This is a genomic window from Sphingomonas sp. OTU376 (assembly GCF_038440415.1).
Taxonomy (GTDB): domain Bacteria; phylum Pseudomonadota; class Alphaproteobacteria; order Sphingomonadales; family Sphingomonadaceae; genus Sphingomonas; species Sphingomonas kyeonggiensis_A.
Window position 1 is genome coordinate 1 of the sequence record NZ_JASATQ010000021.1, and the last position, 18,746, is coordinate 18,746.

At 68.1% G+C, this 18,746-nt stretch carries 16 protein-coding genes; 10 read left to right on the forward strand and 6 right to left on the reverse strand.

Annotated features, from left to right (window positions below; translation table 11 throughout):
- Nucleotides 1–149 precede the first annotated feature (149 nt).
- From AAHM44_RS10880 to AAHM44_RS10910, 7 genes are all read left to right on the forward strand, one after another.
- Nucleotides 150–1,115, forward strand: a complete 966-nt coding sequence (locus AAHM44_RS10880; RefSeq protein ID WP_269573508.1) for a DnaJ C-terminal domain-containing protein — start codon at nucleotides 150–152, stop codon at nucleotides 1,113–1,115.
- Nucleotides 1,116–1,178: 63 nt separating this feature from the next.
- A complete protein-coding gene (locus AAHM44_RS10885; RefSeq protein ID WP_446745984.1) occupies nucleotides 1,179–2,063 on the forward strand; it encodes a YihY/virulence factor BrkB family protein in 885 nt (294 codons plus the stop codon).
- 6 nt (nucleotides 2,064–2,069) lie between these two features.
- Nucleotides 2,070–2,873, forward strand: coding sequence for an enoyl-ACP reductase FabI (fabI, locus tag AAHM44_RS10890; RefSeq protein ID WP_269573510.1), 804 nt, complete (start codon nucleotides 2,070–2,072; stop codon nucleotides 2,871–2,873).
- Nucleotides 2,870–3,397 (forward strand): GNAT family N-acetyltransferase, encoded by a 528-nt coding sequence (locus AAHM44_RS10895; RefSeq protein WP_269573511.1) that lies wholly within the window; start codon nucleotides 2,870–2,872, stop codon nucleotides 3,395–3,397. Before fabI ends, AAHM44_RS10895 begins: the two co-directional genes overlap by 4 nt.
- The gene (locus tag AAHM44_RS10900) at nucleotides 3,390–3,686 is read left to right on the forward strand and encodes a hypothetical protein (protein ID WP_342249994.1); all 297 of its coding nucleotides are present in this window, start codon (nucleotides 3,390–3,392) and stop codon (nucleotides 3,684–3,686) included. The genes AAHM44_RS10895 and AAHM44_RS10900 overlap by 8 nt, the downstream gene beginning before the upstream one ends.
- Nucleotides 3,683–4,750: a chorismate synthase gene (gene aroC, locus AAHM44_RS10905; protein ID WP_342249995.1), complete on the forward strand. Its 1,068-nt coding sequence runs from the start codon at nucleotides 3,683–3,685 to the stop codon at nucleotides 4,748–4,750. Before AAHM44_RS10900 ends, aroC begins: the two co-directional genes overlap by 4 nt.
- Before the next feature lie 225 nt (nucleotides 4,751–4,975).
- Complete coding sequence (locus AAHM44_RS10910) at nucleotides 4,976–5,260, forward strand: hypothetical protein (protein ID WP_269573513.1); 285 nt, start codon at nucleotides 4,976–4,978, stop codon at nucleotides 5,258–5,260.
- A 125-nt stretch (nucleotides 5,261–5,385) separates the two neighbouring features.
- On the opposite strand, the gene AAHM44_RS10915 is transcribed toward AAHM44_RS10910, so the two are convergent.
- The gene (locus tag AAHM44_RS10915; protein WP_342249996.1) at nucleotides 5,386–6,675 is read right to left on the reverse strand and encodes an adenylosuccinate synthase; all 1,290 of its coding nucleotides are present in this window, start codon (nucleotides 6,673–6,675) and stop codon (nucleotides 5,386–5,388) included.
- A 138-nt stretch (nucleotides 6,676–6,813) separates the two neighbouring features.
- Nucleotides 6,814–10,167: a PAS domain-containing protein gene (locus AAHM44_RS10920; protein ID WP_342249997.1), complete on the reverse strand. Its 3,354-nt coding sequence runs from the start codon at nucleotides 10,165–10,167 to the stop codon at nucleotides 6,814–6,816.
- A gap of 96 nt (nucleotides 10,168–10,263) precedes the next feature.
- Here AAHM44_RS10920 and AAHM44_RS10925 point away from each other — a divergent pair, with 96 nt between their 5' ends.
- Genes AAHM44_RS10925 through AAHM44_RS10935 form a run of 3 tightly spaced genes read left to right on the forward strand, consistent with a single transcriptional unit; the run spans nucleotide 10,264 to nucleotide 12,316 of the window.
- Nucleotides 10,264–11,268 (forward strand): fumarylacetoacetate hydrolase family protein, encoded by a 1,005-nt coding sequence (locus tag AAHM44_RS10925; protein ID WP_184162625.1) that lies wholly within the window; start codon nucleotides 10,264–10,266, stop codon nucleotides 11,266–11,268.
- The gene (locus AAHM44_RS10930; RefSeq protein WP_342249998.1) at nucleotides 11,269–11,703 is read left to right on the forward strand and encodes a hypothetical protein; all 435 of its coding nucleotides are present in this window, start codon (nucleotides 11,269–11,271) and stop codon (nucleotides 11,701–11,703) included.
- A 40-nt stretch (nucleotides 11,704–11,743) separates the two neighbouring features.
- Nucleotides 11,744–12,316: a methylated-DNA--[protein]-cysteine S-methyltransferase gene (locus tag AAHM44_RS10935; protein WP_342249999.1), complete on the forward strand. Its 573-nt coding sequence runs from the start codon at nucleotides 11,744–11,746 to the stop codon at nucleotides 12,314–12,316.
- Here the strand turns inward: AAHM44_RS10935 and AAHM44_RS10940 are convergent.
- From AAHM44_RS10940 to AAHM44_RS10955, 4 genes are read right to left on the reverse strand one after another with little or no spacing between them, the layout of a single operon-like run.
- Nucleotides 12,313–12,846: a 2'-5' RNA ligase family protein gene (locus AAHM44_RS10940; protein ID WP_342250000.1), complete on the reverse strand. Its 534-nt coding sequence runs from the start codon at nucleotides 12,844–12,846 to the stop codon at nucleotides 12,313–12,315. The two genes, AAHM44_RS10935 and AAHM44_RS10940, sit on opposite strands and share 4 nt — an antisense overlap.
- A complete protein-coding gene (locus AAHM44_RS10945) occupies nucleotides 12,846–16,190 on the reverse strand; it encodes an error-prone DNA polymerase (RefSeq protein ID WP_342250001.1) in 3,345 nt (1,114 codons plus the stop codon). Before AAHM44_RS10945 ends, AAHM44_RS10940 begins: the two co-directional genes overlap by 1 nt.
- The gene (locus AAHM44_RS10950; RefSeq protein ID WP_342250002.1) at nucleotides 16,187–17,989 is read right to left on the reverse strand and encodes a DNA polymerase Y family protein; all 1,803 of its coding nucleotides are present in this window, start codon (nucleotides 17,987–17,989) and stop codon (nucleotides 16,187–16,189) included. The genes AAHM44_RS10945 and AAHM44_RS10950 overlap by 4 nt, the downstream gene beginning before the upstream one ends.
- Nucleotides 17,904–18,653, reverse strand: a complete 750-nt coding sequence (locus AAHM44_RS10955; protein WP_342250003.1) for an ImuA family protein — start codon at nucleotides 18,651–18,653, stop codon at nucleotides 17,904–17,906. The genes AAHM44_RS10950 and AAHM44_RS10955 overlap by 86 nt, the downstream gene beginning before the upstream one ends.
- Nucleotides 18,654–18,746 lie beyond the last annotated feature (93 nt).

The following is an 18,746-nucleotide window of genomic DNA, read 5'->3' on the forward strand; positions in this document are numbered from 1 at the left end:
ACCACCCCCAGGCCCCTGGCGCCCCGGGCCCCGGGCTTGCCCCGGGGAAGCACTGGAACAGTCGGCTTTCTCGCGGGCGGGAGTTTTATCCGCAACTCTTGCGTTAGGAACCAGACACGCCGAAATACGGCGCGTCCAAAGGGGTTTTGATGGCTGCTGATCCGTATTCCGTCCTGAATGTCGCACGTGGCGCGAGCGAGGCCGATATCAAGAAGGCCTATCGCAAGCTCGCCAAGGAGCTGCATCCGGACCGCAACAAGGACAATCCCAAGGCGGCGGAGAAGTTCAGCCAGGTCACTCAGGCCTATGACCTGCTGACCGACAAGGACAAGCGCGCCCGCTTCGATCGCGGCGAGATCGATGGCGAGGGCAATCCCGTGAACCCGTTCGGGGCCGGCTTCGGCGGTGGCTTTGGCGGGGGCAATCCCGGCGCCGGCCAGGGCGGTTTCCGCGCCGATTTCGGCGGCGGCGATGGCGGTGGCTTCGGCGACATCTTCGAGGGGCTGTTCGGCGGCATGGGCGGCCGGCGCGGTGGCGGCGGCTTCTCGGGCGGCTTCGGCGATTTCGGCCGGCGCGCGGCGCCCAAGGGCGCGAACGTGGCCTATCGCCTCGCGGTGTCGTTCGAGGATGCGGCGAAGCTGGCGCCGCAGCGGATCACGCTGCGCGACGGCAAGACGCTCGACCTCAAGCTGCCCGCCGGCGTCGAGACCGGCACCCAGATGCGCCTCGCCGGCAAGGGCGAGGAAGGCGCCGGCGAGCCCGGCGATGCGATCGTCACGATCGAGATCCAGCCGCACCGTTTCTACGAGCGCCAGGGCGACGATATCCGGCTCGACCTGCCGGTCACGCTGTCGGAAGCCGTGCTCGGCGCCGAAGTGCGGGTGCCGACGCCGGACGGCGCGGTGATGCTCAAGGTTCCCAAGGGCTCGTCCTCGGGCAAGGTGCTCCGCCTCAAGGGCCGCGGCTTCCACAAGAAGGCGCCAGGAACCGGTGGCGGCCGCGGCGATCTCCTCGTCACGCTGATGGTCGAGCTGCCGGTAAATGACGATGCGCTGATCGAGTTCGCCCGGGGCTGGACCGACAAGGGGAACCCGCGTGGCCGCATGGGCGTCTAACGCCTTGTGACGACAGGGGAAGATACGGGCGCCGCGCAGGCGAAGCCGGGGCTTGGATCCCGCATCCTCGGCCTGCTCGCCCGCATCGGCCTGGGACCCAAATTCTGGCATGTCACCAAGCGGGTGGTGATCGGCACGTTCAACGACGGCTTCACCTATGCCGGCAACCTTGCCTATCTCAGCCTGGTAACGCTCTTCCCCTTCTTCATCGTCGCGGCGGCGATCGCCCAGCTGTTCGGCCGCAGCTCGGAGGGGATTCACACGCTCGAGGCCTTTCTCCACACCGTGCCGCCCGACGTGGCGGACCTGCTGCGCAAGCCGGTGTCCGACGTGCTGATGGCGCGGACGGGCAATCTGCTCTGGTTCGGCGCGATCGTCGGGCTGTGGACCGTGGCCGGCTTCATCGAGACGATCCGCGGCATCCTGCGCCAGGCCTATGGTGTCCGCTCGAGCACGCCCTTCTGGCAATATCGGCTGGGGGCGATCGGGATGATCATCGCCTCGGTCATCATCACCATGGCGGCGTTCAGCTTCCAGGTGATCCTCACCGGCGTCGAGCAGTTCCTATACAATATCTTCCCCTGGGCGTCCGAGGCGCAGCGCATCGTCTCGCTCAGCAAGATCGCCCCGGCGATCGCGCTGTTCGGCGCGCTCTACATCCTGTTCTACTCGCTCACCCCCAGCCGATACCGGAAGAGCAAATGCCCGAAATGGCCGGGCGCGCTGTTCACGGCGGCCTGGTGGCTGCTGGTTACCGCCCTGTTGCCCAAAATCCTCGGTACGCTGGGAAATTACGATCTGACCTATGGAAGCCTTGCAGGCGTGATGATCGCACTGATCTTCTTCTTCCTCGTTGGGCTGGGGCTGGTAGTCGGCGCCGAGTTGAACGCGGCTCTGGCGGAAACGCCCGAAACGGGTCTAGAGGAGCCGCGTAAGAATGGAGAATAGTGCGTCGTGACCGGATTGATGCAGGGCAAGCGTGGGCTGATCATGGGCCTCGCCAATGACAAGAGCCTCGCCTGGGGCATCGCAAAGCAGTTGCGCGAGCAGGGCGCCGAGCTGGCGTTCAGCTATCAGGGCGATGCGCTGCTGAAGCGCGTGAAGCCGCTGGCCGAGCAGCTGGGCTCGGACACGCTGATCGATTGCGACGTGTCGGACATGGACGCGCTCGATGTGGCGTTCGACACGCTCAAGGCGAAGTGGCCGACGATCGACTTCGTCGTCCATGCGATCGGCTTCTCGGACAAGTCGCAGCTGCGCGGCAAGTTCTACGATACCACGCTCGACAACTTCCTGATGACGATGAACATCTCGGCCTACAGCCTCGTCGCCGTCGCCAAGCGCGCGCGCGCGATGATGCCGGAGGGCGGCTCGATCCTCACGCTGACCTATTACGGCGCCGAGAAGGTGATCCCGCACTATAACGTGATGGGCGTCGCCAAGGCCGCGCTGGAGACCAGCGTGAAGTATCTCGCGGTCGACATGGGACCGGAGAATATCCGGGTGAACGCGATCTCGGCCGGCCCGATCCAGACGCTGGCGGCGCGCGGCATCGGCGACTTCAACTATATCCTCAAGTGGAACGAGCTGAACTCGCCTTTGCGCCGTACGGTGACGATCGAGGACGTTGGCGGCGCGGGCCTGTACCTGCTTTCGAATCTCTCCGCTGGCGTGACCGGCGAAATCCACCATGTGGATGCGGGCTACAATGTGATCGGCATGAAGGCCGAGGACGCGCCGGACATCGCGCTCTCGTGAGCATCGTCGTGCGCCCCGCTACCGGCGGGGACGTGGCGGCGATCGACGCGCTGCTGCGCCGTTCCTTCCCGGCGGAGGACGAGGCGCGGCTGGTCCAGCGGCTGTGCATCGACGGCGACATGGTGCTGACGCTGGTGGCCGACGACGAGGAAACCGGCGCGCTTGCCGGCATGGTCGCGTTCAGCCGGATGGACGTCACCATCGCGGACAAGCCGATCGCGGCAGTCGCACTGGCGCCGCTGGCGGTGGAAAAGGCCTGGCGCCAGCAGGGTGTCGGCGAGGCGCTGGTCCAGGCCGGGATCGCGCAGCTGCAGGCGGCCGGCGCGATGCTCTGCTTCGTGCTGGGCGAGCCGGGCTATTATGAGCGTTTTGGTTTCGTGGCCGAATGGGCGCAGGGATTTGCCTCGCCCTATGCCGGTGAGTATCTGATGGCGTTGCCGCTCCAGGGCGGCGCCATGCCGTGCGGGGTGCGCGGCGCCGCGACGCATGCATCGGCGTTCGCAGAGCTGGGCCGCGATGTTTGAGCTGAACGCCAATCTCTTTCTGTTTGTCTTGCCGCTCTCGTGGGGGGTGGATCGGTTGGTCGTGAGCCGCAAATCACGGGTGCCGACAGGGCCGGCCTTGCTGCAGGCCGCGAGAGGGCTGCCTGGATTGTATATTCTGGTCCTCTTCCCTTGGGCCGCCTTGAACTTGCTCGATCTTTCCTTCTTCTCACTGGCCGGCTTTGGCGTTTTCGCGCTCCTTTTGGTGGTCGCCATCCCCGTGCTTCTCGCTTTCAAAACCTTGTGGGATCGGACAGTAGCAAGGCGATGAGCTACAATACCTTCGGACGCGTCTTCCGCTTCACCACCTGGGGCGAGAGCCATGGCCCGGCGCTGGGCGTCGTCGTCGACGGGTGCCCGCCGGGGATCGCGCTGTCCGAAGCCGATATCCAGCCCTATCTCGACAAGCGCCGTCCCGGCCAGTCGCGCTTCACCACCCAGCGGCAGGAGCCGGACCAGGTCCGCATCCTTTCCGGCGTGTTCGAAGGGCGGACGACGGGAACGCCGATCAGCCTGATGATCGAGAATGTCGACCAGCGCTCCAAGGACTATTCCGAAGTCGCGGTCGCCTATCGCCCCGGCCATGCCGATTATGCCTATGACGCCAAATACGGCTTCCGCGACTATCGCGGCGGCGGGCGCAGCTCGGCGCGCGAGACGGCGGCGCGAGTGGCGGCCGGCGCGATCGCCCGGCTGGTCATCCCCGAAGTGACGATCACCGGCTGGGTCGAGGCGATCGGCCATGCGCCGATCCTCTATTCGCGCTTCGACGCCGCCGAGATCGACCGCAACGCCTTCTTCTCGCCCGATGCCGAAGCGGCGGCCCAGTGGGAGGCGCTGGTCGACGCGGCACGCAAGGCCGGCTCGTCGCTGGGTGCCACGGTCACCTGCGAGGCGACCGGCGTGCCGGCGGGCTGGGGCGCGCCGCTCTATGCCAAGCTCGACAGCGAGCTTGCCGCCGCGATCATGTCGATCAACGCGGTGAAGGGCATCGAGATCGGCGACGGCTTCGCCGCCGCGCTGGCGACCGGTGAGGCCAATGCCGATCCGATGCGTCCCGGTGCCGATGGTCCCGAGTTCCTTGCCAACCATGCGGGTGGCATCGCCGGCGGCATCTCGACCGGCCAGCCGGTGCGGGTGCGCGCGGCGTTCAAGCCGACCAGTTCTATCCTGACGCCGGTGGAGACGATCAACCGCGCAGGCGAGGCAGCCGAGATCCGCACCAAGGGTCGGCATGATCCGTGCGTCGGCATTCGCGGCGTGCCGGTGGTCGAGGCGATGATGGCGCTGGTCCTGGCCGACCAGAAGCTGCTGCACCGCGCCCAGGTCGGCTGATTCGTTCGGTAACCGCGGAAACCAGTTCAGGCTTCGAAAGCCGGCCGGATCGGCGAATTCGGCCGGCTTTTACTTGTCTGCCACATTTCGGCCCATCTCTCTTCCGGCTCTGTTCGCTGCCCAGCCGTGTGCCTCGCAGGGCTGGCTGAAACGCTTGGAAACAATCCAGACATGCGCAACCGCTCCAACGGTCCTCGGCAAAAACCGAAGGAGGATTGCCCAGTTATGTTGCTCAAAACCCTGATCGGCGCCGCGGCGCTGCTTGCCGCTCCGGCGGCCTTCGCCCAGACCACCACTCCTACCGATCCGTCCACCACGACGACGCCGACCGAGACGCCCGCCCCTGCGCCGGCGCCCGATCCGAGCGCTACTGCGCCGGCACCTGCGCCGGACGCCAGCACGGCCACGACGGCCCCGGATCCCGCTGCTCCCGCCGAAGATGCCTCGGCATCGAACGAAGCGGACAAGCGGGACCGCAAATATGAGGGCAAGAAGAAGAAGCCCAACTAAGCCACAGGGCGTTGCGCTACCCGCTCTGGCCGGACGGGTAGCGCATAGCCTTGGTTCGATCCGTCCGCGAAGGAATCGCGGACCAGGCCAGATCAGTCCGCGAAGGGATTGCGGACCAGGCCAGATCAGTCCGCGAAAGGATCGCGGACCAGGATCGTGTCCTCGCGCTCGGGGCTGGTCGAGACCAGCGCCACCGGGCAGCGAATCAGCTCTTCCACACGGCGGATATACTTGATCGCGGCGGCCGGCAGCTCGGCCCAGCTGCGCGCACCCGCAGTGGTTTCCTGCCAGCCCGGCATCGTCTCGTAGACCGCTTCGACCGCGGCCTGATCGGCGGCGTTCGACGGGTAATAGTCGATCTCCTCGCCGTGCAGCCTGTAGCCGGTGCAGACCTGGATCTCGTCGAACCCGTCGAGCACGTCGAGCTTGGTCAGCGCGATGCCGGTGATGCCCGAGACCGCGGCCGACTGGCGCAGCAGCACCGCGTCGAGCCAGCCGCAGCGGCGCTTGCGCCCGGTGACGGTGCCGAACTCATGGCCGCGCGTGCCGAGCCGCTCGCCCACTTCATTGTCCTGCTCGCTCGGGAACGGACCCGATCCGACGCGGGTGGTATAGGCCTTGGCGATGCCCAGCACGAAGCCGACCGCCGCCGGGCCGATGCCCGAACCGGCCGAAGCCGTGCCCGCCACGGTGTTCGACGAGGTGACGAACGGATAGGTGCCGTGATCGATGTCGAGCAGCACGCCCTGCGCGCCCTCGAACAGGATGCGGCGGCCGCGCTCGCGCGCGGCGTTGAGGTCGCGCCACACCGGCTTGGCGAAGGGCAGCACGAAACCGGCGATTTCCTCGAGCTGCCGGACCAGCGCGGCGCGGTCGATCGGGCCGACGCCGAAGCCGGCGCGCAGCGCGTCGTGATGCGCGAGCAGGCGATCGAGCTGCGGCTCCATCTCGCCGAGATGCGCCAGGTCGCAGACGCGGATCGCGCGGCGGCCGACCTTGTCCTCATAGGCCGGGCCGATGCCGCGGCGGGTGGTGCCGATCTTGCCGGCGCCGCTGGCGTCCTCGCGCAGACCGTCGAGCTCGCCGTGCAGCGGCAGGATCAGCGGGCAGGTATCGGCTATGCTCAGCGTGTCGGGCGTCACTTCCACGCCCTGGCCGCGCAGCTTCTCGATCTCGGCCTTGAGCGCCCAGGGATCGAGCACCACGCCATTGCCGATCACCGAAGGCGTGCCACGCACGATACCCGAGGGGAGCAGCGAGAGCTTGTAGACATTCTCGCCGACGACGAGCGTGTGGCCGGCATTGTGGCCGCCCTGGAAGCGCACGACCATGTCGGCACGCTCGGCGAGCCAGTCGACGATCTTGCCCTTGCCTTCGTCACCCCATTGGGCGCCGATAACCGCTACATTTGCCATGGATACACGTCTCCGCCTGCCGGGGCGGGCCACAAGCCGCCCTTCGACAGGACTCGGCGGCTGGGCGTTACGGGGGCACAGGCGCGGGGCGCCGAAGCCGCGGCGCGCATGGCCTGCATGCGCGATTCGGTCAAGGCTTTATGCGTCCAGCGCGGTGCGCACCGCGGCGGCAAGTCGGTCCAGGTCGAAGGGCTTGGCGAGGATCGTCTCGCCGGCCACCCGGGCGGTTTCCGGGGCATAGCCGCTGGTCAGCAGCACCTTGAGCCCCGGCACCCTGGCGCGCGCATGCTCCGCCAGCTCGCGGCCGGTCATCTCGGGCATCACCACGTCGCTGAACAGCAGCGAGACGCGCAGCCCGGTGTCGATCAGCCGCAATGCCTCGGGCCCGTCGCGGGCGCCGACCACCTGGTAGCCAAGCTCGCGCAGCGCCTCGAGCGAGAAATTGCGTACCCGCTCCTCGTCCTCGACCACCAGCACCAGCTCGCCCTCATGCCCTCGTGCCGGAGCAGCGGCCGGAGTTTCGGTGCGCGGCTGCAGCGCGGCGCCCGAATGGGCCGGCAGATAGAGCCGCACGGTAGTGCCGCGCCCTTCCTCGGTATCGATCCCCACCGCGCCGCCTGACTGGCGGACGAACCCGAACACCTGGCTCAGGCCCAGCCCGGTGCCCTTGCCAACCCCCTTGGTGGTGAAAAAGGGATCGAAGGCCCGCGCTGCCACTTCGGGGGTCATGCCGGTGCCGCTGTCGGTCACCGCGATCTCGACATAGTCGCCGGGCTGCAGTTCCAGCTCCGCCGCCTCGGCCGCCTCGAACCGGGCATTGGCGGTGGCGAGCACCAGCTTGCCGCCATGCGGCATCGCGTCGCGCGCATTGACCGACAGGTTGAGGATGACGTTCTCGAGCTGGTTGGGATCGGCGAGCAGCGGCGACACGCCGGCGGGCAGCACGGTTTCCACCGTGACATCGTCGCCCAGCGTGCGGACGAGCAGCTCGATCATCCCGCGCACCATCTCATTGGCATCGATCGCCATCGGGGCGAGCGGTTGCTGGCGCGAGAAGGCGAGCAGCCGCTGGGTGAGCGTGGCGGCGCGATTGGCGCCTTCGCGGGCGGCGCTGATATATTTGTCGAGGTCCCGGTTGCCCTGCTTCACGCGGCGCTCGAGCAGGTCGAGCGCGCCGATCACCACGGCGAGCATGTTGTTGAAGTCGTGTGCGATGCCGCCGGTGAGCTGGCCCACCGCCTCCATCTTCTGTGCCTGGCGCAACCGTGCCTCGGCCGCCATCAGCTGCTCGGTCCGCTCGCGCACCGCTGCTTCCAGCGCCTCGCGCGACCGGGCGAGGACTTCGCGCGCATCGACGATGTCCTGGATGTCGGTGCAGGTGCCGAACCAGCGGGTGATCGCGCCCTGCTCGTCGCGCACCGGCTGGGCGCTGCCGAGCACCCAGCGATACCGGCCCGATCGATGCTTGAGCCGATATTCGATCCGGTAGCGCGCGCCGGTGGCCAGGCTCTGGCGCCAGACGGCCCAGGCGCGCTCCTGGTCCTCGGGATGGAACATGTCGTTCCAGGCCTCGCCGTCGGTGCTGCCCGCCGGCACGCCGGTATATTCGTACCAGCGGTCATTATAGTAATCGTGATAGCCGTCGGGTTGGGTCGACCACACCATCTGGTCGATCGAATTGGCGATGGCGCGGAACTTGGCCTCGCTCTCACGTAGCGCCGCGACGGCCTCGATCCGCTCCACTGCATCCCAGGTCGTCTCGGCCACCGCTTCGATGAACGCGACTTCCTCCGGCGACCAGCGGCGCGGCTCGGCGGTATTGAGCGACATCACGGCCACCCATTGCCCGCCGCGCAGCAGCGGGACGCCGACGCCGGCACCGGCGAAATGGGCGAGGCCGGGCGCCTGTCTCGCGATGTCGTCCAGCACGACGCTGTGCCCGATGCGATAGGCCCGGGCATTGTCGCCCAGCGCCTCGATCGCCAGCGTGCCTTCAAGCGGCGCCAGCCGGTCACTGGCCCAGGAGGGGCCGAAGCGCACTTCGGCGCCGTGCACCCGGTAGAAGCTCACCCGGTCGAGCCGCATCTGCTCGCCCAGGGCGGCGGCGGTGAAGCGCATCACCGCGTCGGCGGTATCGAGCGTGCGCTGCTGGTCGGCCAACGCGCCCAGGAATGCCTGGGCCTCGTTCGCTTCGCGGAGCTCTTCGGCAGCGTCGCGCGCGGCTTCCTCGGCCAGCTTGCGCTCGGTGATGTCGAAGGCGACGCCGGGGAAGCGCAGCGGATCGCCATTCTCGTCGAAGGTCGCCCGGCCCTGCGCGCTCACCCAGCGCGCGGTACCGTCGGGCTGGAGCAGCCGATATTCCTCGTTGAACGGCATGCGCTCCTGCAGCGTGCGGGCGATCCCCGCCTCGAGCCTGGGGCGATCCTTGGGGTGCACGTTGACGAAGAACTGCTCGATCGGGGTGCCTTTGCCGGCAAGCGCTTCGTCCACCCCGTAGAGTCGCAGGAAGCGCGCATCGGCGGTAACCAGGTTGGCGGGCACGTCCCAGACCCAGGTGCCGACGCCGAGCGAGGCGTTCAGCGCCAGTTGCAGGCGCTCCTCGCTTCGGCGCAGTGCTTCCTCGGCGCTGGTCCGCTCGGTGACGTCATTGGCGGCAACGAAGATGTCGGTCGGGTTGCCGTTTGCATCCTTGATCGGCTGGTAGACGAAATCGAGGAAGCGCGTCTCGGGTGGTGCGCCGGGCTGGCGCTGGAGCAGTACCGGAATGCCGTCGGCGCGAAACGGCTCGCCGCTCACATAGACGCTGTCGAGCAGCGAGACGAAGCCCTGGTCGACCACCTCGGGCAGCGCCTCGGCGACGGTCATCCCCAGTACCGGGCGACCGCCGACCAGCGCGAGATATTCGGAATTGGCGAATTCGAAGCGATGCTCGGGCCCGTGGAGCAGCGCGATCGCCCCCGGCGCCTGCTCGAACAGGTCGCGCAGCCGCGCTACTTCGGCGAGCCGTGCGCGCTCGGCGAGCACCGTGCGCGTGGTCTCATTGCCCTGGTTGAGCATGCCGGAGACGCGGCCTTCGGCATCGCGCACCGGGGTGAAGCTGTAGTTCCACCAGGTTTCCTGCGGGCGACCGTTCCGCGCCATCATGAGGCGCTGGTCGTAGATCGCGAAACCGCGGCCGGTGGCGAGCACTTCGCGCATCTGCGGGCCGACGATATCCCAGATATCCGCCCATACCTCGCCGCCAGGCCGGCCCAATGCCCAGGGATGCCGCTCGGCCGGGATCGGCGCCCAGGCGTCGTTGTAGAGGAGGAAGAGCTCGGGCCCCCAATAGACCGCGGTGGGGAAGGTCGAGCCCAGTGCCACGTCGAGCGCGAATTTCAGCGCCTCGGGCCAGGTTTCGGGCGGGCCGAGCACATGGTTCGACCAGTCGAACGCACGAATCCGCGCCGCCATCTCGCCTTCGTGATCCAGAAAGCGCAACGCAGCCCCCATGACCCTTCGATGCGGGGCGTGCGCGGCCGAGTCAACTGACTGGATCAACTCGACTTGGCCGCGCGGACGGCTATGGATGGGGCAAAGGAGAGACTTATGAAGCTCGCAAGCCTGAAGAGCGGCCGTGACGGCAAGCTGGTCGTCGTTTCCACCGATCTGGCCTGGTATGCCAGTGCCGACATGATCGCCCCGACCCTGCAGGCGGCGCTCGACAATTGGGACCGGGTGGAAGCCGATCTGCGCAACCTCGCGACCGATCTCGATCATGAGGTGATCCCGCGCGAGCGCTTCCACGAGCGGCTCGCCGCCGCACCCCTGCCGCGTGCGTTCCAATGGGCGGACGGCTCGGCCTATGTGAACCATGTCGCGCTGGTGCGTCAGGCGCGGAATGCCGAGATGCCCGACAGCTTCTGGCATGATCCGCTGATGTACCAGGGCGGCAGCGACGGCTTCCTCGGTCCGCGCGACGCGATCCCGCTCGCCGATGAGAGCTGGGGCTGCGACCTTGAGGGCGAAGTGGTGGTCGTCACCGGCGACGTGCCGCTCGGGGCTTCGCGCGAAGAGGCGCTCGCCGCGATCCGCCTGGTCGGCCTCACCAACGACGTTTCCCTGCGCAACCTGATCCCAGGCGAGCTCGCCAAGGGCTTCGGCTTCTTCCAGTCCAAGCCGGCCAGCGCCTTCTCGCCGGTCTTCGTCACGCCCGATTCGCTGGGCGACTGGTGGCAGGACGGCAAGCTGCACCGCAAGCTGATGGTCGATGTTAACGGCCAGGCTTTCGGTCGCGCCGATGCCGGCGTCGACATGACCTTCGATTTCGGTACGCTCGTCGCCCACGCCGCCAAGACGCGCAAGCTGGGCGCCGGCACGATCATCGGCTCGGGCACGGTTTCGAACCGGGGCGAGGATGGCGGCCCGGGCAAGCCGGTGAGCGAAGGCGGCGTCGGCTATTCCTGCCTCGCCGAGATCCGCACGATCGAGACGATCCGCGGCGGCGCCCCGGTCACGCCGTTCCTCAAGAAGGGCGACACGGTGCGCATCTGGGCCGAGGACGACAAGCACCACCCGATCTTCGGCGTGATCGAGCAGACCGTCGGGGGCTGAATGACGCGGGAGGATCGGCTGTTCGAGCGCGCCCGCGCGATCATGCAGCGGCGGGCCAATGGCCATTACCGGCCGATCCTCCGCCATCTCGCCCGGCGCGGTCATGCGCATGCGATGCTGGAACTGGCCGGGCTGTTCAGCCAGGGTAACGATCCGGCGGACCTGGGCGTGATGTCTCGGGCGGGAACACCGGCCTGGCTCTATCGGCGTGTGTGGGTGCGGGGTGGCCCGTATGCGTGCCTCGCCGCGCAGAATCTTGCGATGAGCCGGTTCAACATCGGGGATTTGCACGGCTACCGCCTGTGGCTGCGGCGGGCCCAGATGCTCGGCGACAACGATTCCGGGTTGGAACTCGATCGCTTCGAGACGCGGCTGCCCTTTGGTGATGCGCGCGCGATCGGGCGTGGCCGCCCCTGGCGTCGCAACGAGCGCTGAGCCGGTTGCGAACGGCGGAACGAGTGCCGATCTCCGCATCATGACGGGCGAGCGCTTCTATACCGTGTTCGAGACCGTGGCGGGGTTCGCCGCGATCGGCTGGAACGGCACGGGCATCAACAGCTTCCGGTTGCCGGCGGGCACCGCGGGCGAGGCCGAACGCGCGCTGCTCCGGCGCCTTCCGGACGCGAGGGCGGTGGTTCCGCCTTCGCCGGTGCAGGCGGTAATCAACCAAGCCCTGCGCTATTTTGCCGGGGAGCGTGTCGACTTTGCAGCCGTGCCCGTTGATCTCGGGCCGCAACAGCCCTTCTTCGAGCGGGTCTACACCGCGGTCCGCCGCCTCGGCTGGGGCGAGACTGCGACCTATGGCGCGATCGCGAAGCTGCTCGATGCCGGCCCTGAATTCGCCCGCGATGTCGGCCAGGCGATGGCAGCCAATCCGGTGCCGCTGATCATCCCCTGCCACCGGGTGACGGCGGCGAACGGGCGGATCGGCGGCTTTTCGGCGCCCGGCGGTTCGCATTCCAAGGCGCAGATGCTCGCGATCGAGGGTGTGGAGGTGCGGGACGGCGTGGTCACTCGTGACGTGCCGCAGCTGGGATTGGGTTTCTAGAAGCCGAACCCGCCCTGCCGTTCGATCAGTGGCCAGCGGCCCAGTTCGATATGCCGGTGCGCGCCCAGGATCGAATGGATCAGCACGAAGTCGGTCGCGTCCCAGCCGATCGGCTCGATCGTCCGCGTGAACGGCCGGCCCTTGCGGTAGAGCAGAGTGACGTGCGGGTGGAAATCCCAGGCGCCGCGCAGCAGTCCGGCGTGGCGCAGCCCGTCCTGCAGCTTGCGGCCCAGTTCGGCCAACGCATCGATCCTGCGGCTGGGCTTGAGCGCGATCGTCTCGTTGCCGGCGGAGACCCGGTCGAGCCGTACCGGCACCGGCGCGGCGGAGACCTGCTCGCCGATCTCGATCAGCCGCTTCATCTCGGCATAGGGCTGGCGCGCATAATCCTCGGTGATGCCGAGCGTGATGTGCAGCCGGTCATTCTCGACGATGGTCTCGGCCAGCCCCAGCTGGTCGCGCTGCACCCCGATCAGGTTGCGGGCGAGCGGCGAGGGGCGAAGCGCATAGAAGAAACGGTTTCCAGGCATCAGTGGAAGTCCCTTGAGCGTACCGGGATCAGGTCCGGCGTCTTGAGGCTGCGGCGGGGCGGCCAGCTTTCGAGCGCGCGCTGGCGCGGCAGCTTGAGCCGGTCGCGGGGATCGATCTCGCCGCCATGCGTCGCGCCGTCACCGGGCATGGTCATGCGGGGAAGTTCGAGCTCGCCGACTTCGCGCAGCCACGGAGTGAGGTCGGTGATCTGCTCGGCGACCAGGTGGATCACGATCCCCTCGCGCTGCACCTTGCCCTTGATCGCCAGCATCGTGGCGGACATCACGGTGCGGCGATTGGCCTCGAACCGGTCCGCCCAGAGCACGGCATTGGCGATGCCGGTCTCGTCCTCCAGGGTGACGAACACCACGCCCTTGGCGCTGCCCGGCCGCTGGCGGACCAGGATCAGTCCGGCGACTTCCACCCTCTGGCCATCCTTCATGTTCAGCAGGTCCGCGCACTGCGCGATCCGTCGTGCCGCCAGGCGATCACGCAGGAAAGTGAGAGGATGGGCGCGCAACGAGAGCTGGGTCGCGCGATAATCCTCCACCACTTCGCGGCCGGCGCTGAGGGGGAGCAAGGCCACCTGCGGCTCGACCACTTCGGCCACGGTTGCACCCTCGCGTGCATCGGCAGCGGCGAACAAGTCGAGCGGTGCCTGGCTGAGCCCCTTGATCGCCCAGAGCGCCTGGCGCCGGTTGAGGCCCAGCGCCTGGAAGGCATCGGCGCGGGCGAGCCGTTCCAGCGCGGCCGGCTTCACCCGGGAGCGGCGCCAGATATCCTCGATCGACGTGAAGGGGGCTTCTGCGCGGGCGTCGAGGACCTTGCGCGCATCTTCCTGCGCCAGTCCCTGCACGATCCGCATGCCGAGTCGGATCGGCTGCAGGCTCTTCCAATCCGCCTCGGTGCCGCAGAAACGTGCGTCCTGTTCGCGCAGGTTCGGGCCCTCGGGTACCATCCGCGTGTCCCAGTCGCTGTCGTTGATGCACACGGCGCGCGCCTCGACACCGTGGGTGCGGGCATCGCGGATCAGCTGCGCGGGCGCGTAGAAGCCCATCGGCTGCGCATTGAGCAGCGCGGTGCAGAACACGTCCGGATGATGGCATTTCATCCAGCTCGAGGCATAGGCGATCTTGGCGAAGCTGGCGGCGTGGCTCTCGGGGAAGCCGTAATTGCTGAAGCCCTTGATTTGCTCGACCAGCTGCGCGGCGAAGGTCTCGTTGATGCCGTTGCGGCGCATGCCTTCGATCAGCTTCGGGCCGAATTCGCCGATATCGCCGCTCGACTTGAAGGTCGCCATCGCCCGGCGCAGCCGGTCGGCCTCGCTCGGCGTGAAGTCCGCCCCGACGATCGCCACCTGCATCGCCTGCTCCTGGAACAGCGGCACGCCCAGCGTCTTCTTCAGCACCGCTTTCAGCCTGGGCGAGGGATAATCGACCAGCTCCGGATTCTGCCGGCGTTTCAGATAGGGATGCACCATGTTGCCCTGGATCGGCCCTGGCCGGACGATCGCGACCTGGATGGCGATGTCGTAGAAGCAGACCGGCTTCATTCGCGGCAGCATCGACATCTGCGCGCGGCTCTCGATCTGGAACACGCCGAGCGTGTCCGCCTGCTGGATCATCTTGAAGGTCAGGGGGTCTTCCTCCTGCATCTTCGGCGAGGCCAATGTCAGGTAGGTCCGCTTGTGCTCCGCCAGCAGGTCGAACGTGCGTCGCATGCAGCCGAGCATGCCGAGGCCGAGGATATCGACCTTCATGAAGCCCAGCTCCTCGATATCGAGCTTCTCCCATTCGACGACATGGCGTTCGGCCATGGCCGCGGGCTCGACCGGGATCAGGTCGTGCAGCTTGTCGCGGGTCAGCACGAAGCCGCCGGGATGCTGCGACAGATGGCGCGGTGTGTTCACCAGCTGGCGCGCCAGTTCCAGCGTCAGCGCCAGCCGCGGGTCGCTGCGATCGAGGTTGAGCGCGTCGGCATGCTTGTCGTCGACGTCGTTCGACCAACCCCAGACCTGCGAGGAGAGCGCCGCGGTCATGTCTTCGGGAAGGCCCATCGCCTTGCCGACTTCGCGCAGCGCACTGCGCGAGCGGAAGCGGATGACGACGGCAGTCAGCGCGGCATGGTCACGGCCATAGCTGTCATAGATCCACTGGATCACTTCCTCGCGTCGCTCATGCTCGAAGTCGACGTCGATGTCGGGCGGCTCCTTGCGTTCGGTCGAGATGAAGCGCTCGAACAGCAGCTGGTGGACGATCGGATCGATCGACGTGATGCCGAGCGCGAAGCAGATCACCGAATTGGCGGCGCTGCCCCGCCCCTGGCAGAGGATCTGCTGGCTGAGCGCGAACTGGACGATCGAATTCACGGTGAGGAAATAGGGCGCATAGTCCATCTGCTCGACCAGCCCGAGCTCGTGCCGGAGCAGGTCCTGATGCGCCTGCGAGGGCTTGCCCGCGAATTTCTGCTTGAGCCCGTTCCAGGCGAGCGCGGCGAGCGCTTCCTGCGCGGTGCGGCCATCGAGGACTTCTTCCTCGGGATATTGATGCTTCAGCTCCCGCAGCGAAAAGGTGCAGCGTTCGGCGATCGCTTCCGAAGCCGCCAGCGCTTGCGGATAGTCGCGAAAGCGTCGCGCCATTTCCGCGGGCGACTTTAGGTGCCGGTCGGCGTTGCGCTCGCGGCGGAAGCCGAGTTCGTCGATCGTGCATTTCTCGCGGATCGCCGTGACCACGTCCTGCAGCATCCGCCGGTCGGGCGTATCGTAGAGGACATCGCTGGTGGCGAGCGGGGTGAGCCCGAAGCGCCCGGCGGCAAGATTGAGTTCGTGCAGTCGCAGTGCGTCGCCCGGGCGGCGATGCTGGGTGAGGCAGAGATGGCCGCTTGCCCCGAAGATATCCGCCATCCAGCGGAGTGAAACCGGATCACCGGTATCGGCCAGTCCTGGCACCAGCGCGCCGACCAGCCCCTGTGCGGCGTTGGCCAGATCGTCCCAATGGAGGAAGCATTGGCCTTTTTCGCCCTTCTGCGCATCGGCGCGCGACTTGCCGAGAGTGAGCAGCCGGGTGAGCCGGCTCCACGCCGTGCGATCCTCGGGCCAGACCAGCACCGAACTGCCATCGACCAGGTCGAGCCGGCAGCCGGCGATCATCCGGATCGGCACGCCGAGCGCGCTGAATTGCTCGGCGGCCACCAGCGCGCGCACCACGCCGCCCACCGAATTGCGGTCGACGATGCCGAGCGCCGGCAGGCCGAGCAGGGCGGCCTGCCGGAACAGATCCTCGGGTGAGGACGCTCCGCGCAGGAACGAGAAATGCGTCGTCACCTGGAGTTCGGCATAGGTCATCCGAACACGCCGTGGAGATACCAGCTGAGGTCGCCGGTCGCCGCGCGCTCGCCATCGCCGGCGCGGAACAGCCAGTAGCGGCGGCCGGCCTCGTCCTCGACGCGGAAATAGTCGCGCACGCTCAGCCGCTCGGCATCGCGCTTCCACCATTCGCCCTGCACCCGCTCGGGCCCATCGGCGCGGATCACCTGGTGCGGGCGCCCGCGCCAGGTGAAGCGGCGGGGGGGCTGGTCGGGCAGCTCGGCGATGACGTGATCGAGCCGTTCGGGCCGGCGCAGCAGCCGGGCGGGCTTGGGCCAGGCCGGATGCCAGGGATGGAGCGCGGCGCTGCGATCGAGCTGGCGGACATCGTCGACCTTCGGACGCTCGCCGCTGCGTATGGGAGGGTCGAGCACCGGCGCCCGTGCCAGGGAGCGCTCGGGCATGTCGCTTTCCACGGCACGCATCCGCCACATCGCGTCCTGGCCGATCCGGGTCGCCAGCGTGTCCACCAGCGTGGTGATGTCGGGCGCCGCTTCCTCGTCGAGCCGTTCGACCACCGGTTCGGGCCCGAGCGGCGCGGCGCGGCGGACATGCAGGGTGATCGCGTCGATCCCATAGCCCGGCTCGACATCCTCGATCCGCCGCTTGAGCAGGCGGAGCAGATGCGCGGGGTCGCGATTGGGCCGGGCCAGGCCGATGCGGATGCGCTGCGGCACCCCGTCGATCCGATCGGCGATGCATTCGAGCGCCTGCACCCCCAGCCCTTCGTCCTCGAGCGCGGCGGCAAGGCGCGGAGTGAGCTGGCCCAGCCAATGCTCGATGGCCTCGGCGCTGGCGATCGGCTCGGCGAAGCGCTGCCGCACGGCGATGCTTTCGGGCGGGATCACCGGATCGAGCGGCTCGGCGATACGACCCAGCGCCTGGTCGAGCCGCAGGACCGTCGCAGCGCCGAAGCGGCGCGTGAGCGGTGCGCGGGGCAGGGCGGCGAGTTGACCGATCCGGTCGACTCCCAATCGCTTGAGCAGCTCCGCTGCGGCTTCGTCGATGCGCAGCGCCGGCGTGGGCAGCCCGGCCAGCGCACGCGCCTGTTCGCCCGGCGGGCAGAGGCAATGGCCATGATAGCGTGCCAATGCCCAGGCGGCGCCGGGCGTGTCGGCGATCGCGATCCGCGCGGTGAAGCCGGCGCGCGCGAGCAGGCGGACGATGTGTCGCGCCATTTTCGCTTCGCCGCCGAACAGATGCGCGGTGCCGGAGAGATCGAGGAACAGCCCGTCCTCGCCCGACAGCGCCACGCAGGGCGACCAGCGCCGGGCGGCGAGGATGGCGAGGCTTCTTAGCGAAGCGAGATCGCCCTCGGGATCGGCGGGGCGGATGTCGAGCCCGGGGACCTGCGCGCGTGCCTGGGTCACCGCCATGCCGGGCCGCAGTCCCAGCGCCTGGGCGGCGGGACAGGCGGCGGCGATCTCGATCCGGCTGCCGTTGCGCAGGGTGGTGATAAGCGGGGCGAATTCCAATTCCCTCTCCCGCTTGTCGGAGAGGGTGGCCGAGCGCAGCGAGGTCGGGTGAGGGTGTGAACGAGCCGCGTCCGAGCCACCCTCACCTTGAGCTTCTCTCGCAAGCGGGAGAGGGAGAGAGTCATCCTCCCGGGCCCATTTCGCGCCCGGCCGCCAATGCCCCGCATGCTGTGCGGGCTTGCGCAAGGGCGCCTGGGGCGTGGGGAGGGCGCGCGCGTCAGGCTGCGCGGCGGGGCGCCGTTCCGCCCGCCACAGCCTTTCGATTGGCCATAACGGGAGGAAGAGCGCAGCGACCCGTTGCATCGCATGCCTCCACGATTGTCTCGAAACCTTCTCCCCCCTTTTGCCGCGCCAGCGCCAGCTTCCAGCGTGGTCGGCCGACACCGGCCACGGGCAGGGGCGTCGAGGGCGCGCAGGTCACCCGCCAGCGCGTCACCGCCGCCGATGGCATGGCGATCGGATCGCTGCCTTCGCGGCCCGCGCGTTTCATCAGCAGGGCGATCGTCCGCCCGCCCTCGGCCGCCAGCTGCAGGCGGCGGGTCGCGGTCATGTCCGCGCGCTTGGCTTCGCCGATCACCGCGCCGAGCCCACGATGGCGCAGCCCTTCCTCCATCACCGCGAGCAGCTCGGCATCGTCCTTGGCTTCGGCATAGATCAGGCGCTTGGGATCGAGGCCCGACTGGGCGAGCCCCGGCGCGAACAGGTCGCGCCGCCGGACCACCCAAAGCACCGGCCCCCAGGCGCGCGCCGCGATGCCGGCGAGGAACAGCGTTGCCGCGCAATCATCCGCCATGTCGCTGGTGCCCGCCGCAACTTCGTGCAGTGCGTCGAGCCGCAACCCCTCGTCCGCCAGCCGCGAATCGATCTCCGGGATCCCGAAGGGCAATGCCGGGCGCCGGCGGAATCCGCCGGTCTCGAGCCCTTTCAGGCTCTCGCGCAATTGCTTCAGGACGGCAGGATCGGCCATGGCCTCACGACTCGGGAGAACGGAATGTTCTTATTGTGTTCCCTATTCGTCCGGAGTCAATTGCCATTCCGCCCCAGCCCCCTAAGCTGGCCG

Excerpts from the sequence above, each read along its gene's own strand:
- AAHM44_RS10880 (WP_269573508.1), top strand. The coding sequence starts at position 150 with ATGGCTGCTGATCCGTATTCCGTCCTGAATGTCGCACGTGGCGCGAGC.
- AAHM44_RS10900 (WP_342249994.1), top strand. The coding sequence starts at position 3,390 with ATGTTTGAGCTGAACGCCAATCTCTTTCTGTTTGTCTTGCCGCTCTCG.
- aroC (WP_342249995.1), top strand. The coding sequence starts at position 3,683 with ATGAGCTACAATACCTTCGGACGCGTCTTCCGCTTCACCACCTGGGGC.
- AAHM44_RS10910 (WP_269573513.1), top strand. The coding sequence starts at position 4,976 with ATGTTGCTCAAAACCCTGATCGGCGCCGCGGCGCTGCTTGCCGCTCCG.
- AAHM44_RS10915 (WP_342249996.1), bottom strand. The coding sequence starts at position 6,675 with ATGGCAAATGTAGCGGTTATCGGCGCCCAATGGGGTGACGAAGGCAAG.
- AAHM44_RS10920 (WP_342249997.1), bottom strand. The coding sequence starts at position 10,167 with ATGGGGGCTGCGTTGCGCTTTCTGGATCACGAAGGCGAGATGGCGGCG.
- AAHM44_RS10925 (WP_184162625.1), top strand. The coding sequence starts at position 10,264 with ATGAAGCTCGCAAGCCTGAAGAGCGGCCGTGACGGCAAGCTGGTCGTC.
- AAHM44_RS10930 (WP_342249998.1), top strand. The coding sequence starts at position 11,269 with ATGACGCGGGAGGATCGGCTGTTCGAGCGCGCCCGCGCGATCATGCAG.
- AAHM44_RS10935 (WP_342249999.1), top strand. The coding sequence starts at position 11,744 with ATGACGGGCGAGCGCTTCTATACCGTGTTCGAGACCGTGGCGGGGTTC.
- AAHM44_RS10940 (WP_342250000.1), bottom strand. The coding sequence starts at position 12,846 with ATGCCTGGAAACCGTTTCTTCTATGCGCTTCGCCCCTCGCCGCTCGCC.
- AAHM44_RS10945 (WP_342250001.1), bottom strand. The coding sequence starts at position 16,190 with ATGACCTATGCCGAACTCCAGGTGACGACGCATTTCTCGTTCCTGCGC.
- AAHM44_RS10950 (WP_342250002.1), bottom strand. The coding sequence starts at position 17,989 with ATGCAACGGGTCGCTGCGCTCTTCCTCCCGTTATGGCCAATCGAAAGG.
- AAHM44_RS10955 (WP_342250003.1), bottom strand. The coding sequence starts at position 18,653 with ATGGCCGATCCTGCCGTCCTGAAGCAATTGCGCGAGAGCCTGAAAGGG.